The following is a 3,482-nucleotide window of genomic DNA, read 5'->3' as shown; positions in this document are numbered from 1 at the left end:
TCCCAAAACGTCGCCGGCGCCAGCCAGGCCGCTGGCCAGTCGCGCACGCTCGCCGACAATGTGATGGTGGCCTCCAGCGAACTCAGCCAGCATGCCGATGCACTGTTCAAGAGCGTCGACACCTTCCTGGCCGGCCTGCGCAACGCGGCATAGGCGCGCCGGCATAATCCAGGTCGTGTCAGGGGTCTAACCGGAATCCCCTGCCAGGGTCCCGCGCGCGCCGACAAGTCTGCCTCGCCACCCCAGGGTGATGCAGACCGCACACAATCCGAGCAGCCCCACGCCAATGATGAGACTGAGAATTCTTTCGCCGCCCGAGCAGAAATCGCTTTCGAAACAGACATGGGAGATCGCGCCGGGCGCGACGATGCGGCCGACCGTGAAGAGATAGATGACCGCCATCAGCAACAGGTAGGCGCAGGTCACGACGACCCGCCGCAACCGCGACGGCAGGCTGGCGGCCGCAGGTTCGGCGCGCTCGGCAATGTATTGACCGGGCGATGCCTTCGCCGGATCCCCCCGCAAGCGGCAGGCCACCAAGCGGTCGGCCGCGCGCAAATCCGCGCGAAAGAAATAGCCGGCACTTGCTTCCGCTGTTCCGCTCCGTGCCCTAGTCTGTCCACGCGACCCACCTTGCAAGGACGCGGACGGGGCAATGAAGCGTGCGGCAAAGAAGACATCTGGAAAAATCCCGGTAGCCATGCCGGTCGATGATTTCAGGGATCCCGCCGTCAATGCGGTTTTCAACGCCTATCCCAAGCCCCTGAAAGCAAAATTGCTGGCACTGCGACGGCTGATCTTCGAGACCGCAAGGACCACGAAGGGCGTCGGCGTGCTCCAGGAGACCCTGAAATGGGGGCAGCCGAGCTATCTCACCCCGCAGACCAACAGTGGCAGCACGATCCGCATCGACCGGGTGAAATCCGCCGCCGGGCAATACGCGGTCTACTTCCACTGCCAGACCGATCTGGTCGCGACCTTCCGTGAACTGTACCCGACGCAACTCCGCTTCGGCGGCAACCGCAGCATCCTTCTCAGCGCGAAGGACGAGCTTCCGCGGGCCGAGCTGCGCCACTGCGTGGCGCTGGCGCTGACCTACCACCTGAACAAGCGCAAGGCCGGGCGTTAGAAAGTCGTTAGAAGCGTCAGGCGACCAGCGCGGCGTCGCCGTCCATCTCCGCCGGCGGGTCGGAATCCGCGCCGGACTGGGCTTGCAACAGTCTTACGATCTCGTCGTTGGGCCGCGCCCGGCTGAACAGGAAGCCCTGGCCCTCGTGACAGCCCTCCGCGCGCAGGCAGCTCAGCTCGGCTTCGGTCTCGACGCCCTCGGCGGTGATGGTGACGCCAAGACCCTTGCCGAGGCTGATGATCGAACGCACGATCGCCTGCGCGTCGCGATGGGAGCCGAGGTCGCGCACGAACGACTGGTCGATCTTGATCTTGTCGAACGGAAAACTGCGCAGATAACTCAGGCTGGAATAGCCCGTGCCGAAATCGTCCATCGAAATGCGCACGCCGAGCGCGCGCAGCGCATGCAGGGTGGCGAGCACCTGGCCGCTTTTCTCCAAGAGCAGGGTCTCGGTGATTTCCAGCTCGAGCCGCTTGGCCGGCAGGCCGGACTGCTTCAGCGCATCCGTCACGATTGAAAACAGATTGCCCGTCCTGAACTGCAGCGGCGACAAATTGACCGCGACACGGACGTCGTCGGGCCACAGCGCCGCATCCGCGCAGGCGCGCCGCAGCATCAACCCGCCGAGCCCGTTGATCAGGCCGGTTTCCTCGGCGACGGGAATGAATTCGGCCGGCGAGATCATGCCGCGTTCGGGATCGGGCCAGCGCACCAGCGCCTCGAAGCCGGTGATGCGTCCGGTCGAAAGACATATCAGCGGCTGATAATGCGGCCGCAGCACGTCGTTCTGGATCGCGTCGCGCAGGTCGAGTTCGATCTTGCGCCGGCTCTGGGCGCGGGCGTCCATTTCGGCCTCGAAGAAGCTGAAGGTGCCGCGCGAATCGTTCTTGGCGCGCGACAGCGCCATGTCGGCGCTCTTCAGAAGCTTCTCGGATTCGTCGCCGTCGCCCGGCGCCATCGCAATGCCGATGCTGGCGCCGATGATGACGGAATGGCCGTCGAGCAGATAGGGATCGGCGATCGCCTCCAGTAGCCGCTTGGCGAGAAACACGACATCCTCGGGGCGCGTCAGCCCGCTCTGGACGATCGCGAATTCGTCGGAGTTGAGGCGGGCCAGCGTATCTTCCTCGCGCAGCGTCGAGCGCAGCCGCTTGGCGACGCCGCGCAACAGCTTGTCGCCGATGCCGTGGCCCAGCGTGTCGTTGACCGCCTTGAAATTGTCGAGCCCGAGCACCAGCACCGCGACCTTCTCCGCGCTGCGCCGCGTGTGCAGCAGGATCTCGTCCATGTGCTGGCGCAAAAGGTTGCGGTTCGGCAGGCCCGTCAAGCCGTCGTGCTGCGCCATGAAGGCAAGCCGCGCCTCGGCGCGCTTGCGCTCGGTGATGTCCATCAGCGCCAGCAGCACCGCGGGCTGGTCGTTATAGACCAGATGGCGCGAATAGACCGCCAGATCGATCAGCGTACCGTCGGCCCGCACGTGCTTCCAGGTGCGCGCCGTCAGTTCGTCGCTGGAATGGTTGCCGGCCCAGGGGGGCTCGGTCTCGAAAGCCTGGACCCTGCGGATTGTCAACTTCTCGAACTGCGCGCGGGTGTAGCCGTAATGCTCGACCGCGGCATCGTTGACGCCAAGGATGCGCTCGTCGTCCAGTGCGCAGACGATCATGGGCACGGGATTGCTGTCGAACAGCAGCCGGAACGAGGCCTCGCGCTGTTTCAGCTCGGTGATATCGACGCGCAAGCCGATGACGCCGCCGTCCCCGGTCACCCGCTCCTCGATCAGGATGACGCGGCCGTCGCTGAGGGTCTGCTCGTGGCCCTTCCCGGGGTGATAGAGCTTCTCGATCCGTTCGGCGATCCACTCTTCTTCGCGGCCGATCGCTTCGGGATAATCGCCGCGCTCGACGCCGACGCGGATAGTGTCCTGCAGCCGCGCGCCCGGCTCGAACAGATCCGAGCTGCGATTGTATATCTCCGCATATTTCTTGTTCCAGAGGATGTAGCGTCCCTCGGCGTCAAGGAACACGATGCCCTGGGGCAGGATGTCGATCGCCTCGCGCAATCGCTCATGGGATTTTCGCGCTTCGGCGATCGCGGCTTCCGCTTCTGCGCGCTTGCGCACGATCTCGCCGATCTCGGCTGAAACGCGACGGCTGCGGCTCGGGAGTTTCGGACTCGGCTTTGCCGGCCGGCCGGCAATGCGGGCGATCGCCGCATGCTTCAGCTTCTTGACTCTCTTTGGCCGGTTATTCGGCATTGCTTGCGCCCCAATCGCATTCCGCAGGCCCCTTCTCCGATAAGTCTCTGAAAAAATGGTATCTCTTGGCTGTCTTGGGAGTTGATCGCAAGGTTCGGC

General features: G+C 64.6%; 3 protein-coding genes. 1 reads left to right on the top strand and 2 read right to left on the bottom strand.

From position 1 onward, the window contains the following. Window positions 1-186: 186 nt before the first annotated feature. Complete coding sequence (locus QZ213_RS26230; protein ID WP_291688969.1) at window positions 187-558, bottom strand: hypothetical protein; 372 nt, start codon at window positions 556-558, stop codon at window positions 187-189. Between the two features lie 97 nt (window positions 559-655). Between QZ213_RS26230 and QZ213_RS26225 the strand changes: the two genes are divergently transcribed. Then, window positions 656-1,129 (top strand): DUF1801 domain-containing protein, encoded by a 474-nt coding sequence (locus tag QZ213_RS26225; RefSeq protein WP_291688968.1) that lies wholly within the window; start codon window positions 656-658, stop codon window positions 1,127-1,129. A 16-nt stretch (window positions 1,130-1,145) separates the two neighbouring features. Here the strand turns inward: QZ213_RS26225 and QZ213_RS26220 are convergent, their stop codons facing one another. Then, a complete protein-coding gene (locus QZ213_RS26220) occupies window positions 1,146-3,383 on the bottom strand; it encodes an EAL domain-containing protein (RefSeq protein ID WP_291688967.1) in 2,238 nt (745 codons plus the stop codon). Window positions 3,384-3,482: the final 99 nt, after the last annotated feature.

Source organism: Bradyrhizobium sp. (genome assembly GCF_017881085.1).
Taxonomy (GTDB): Bacteria; Pseudomonadota; Alphaproteobacteria; order Rhizobiales; family Xanthobacteraceae; genus Bradyrhizobium.
The sequence above is the reverse complement of the archived record's forward strand: the minus strand, read 5'-3'. Positions and strand labels throughout refer to the sequence as shown.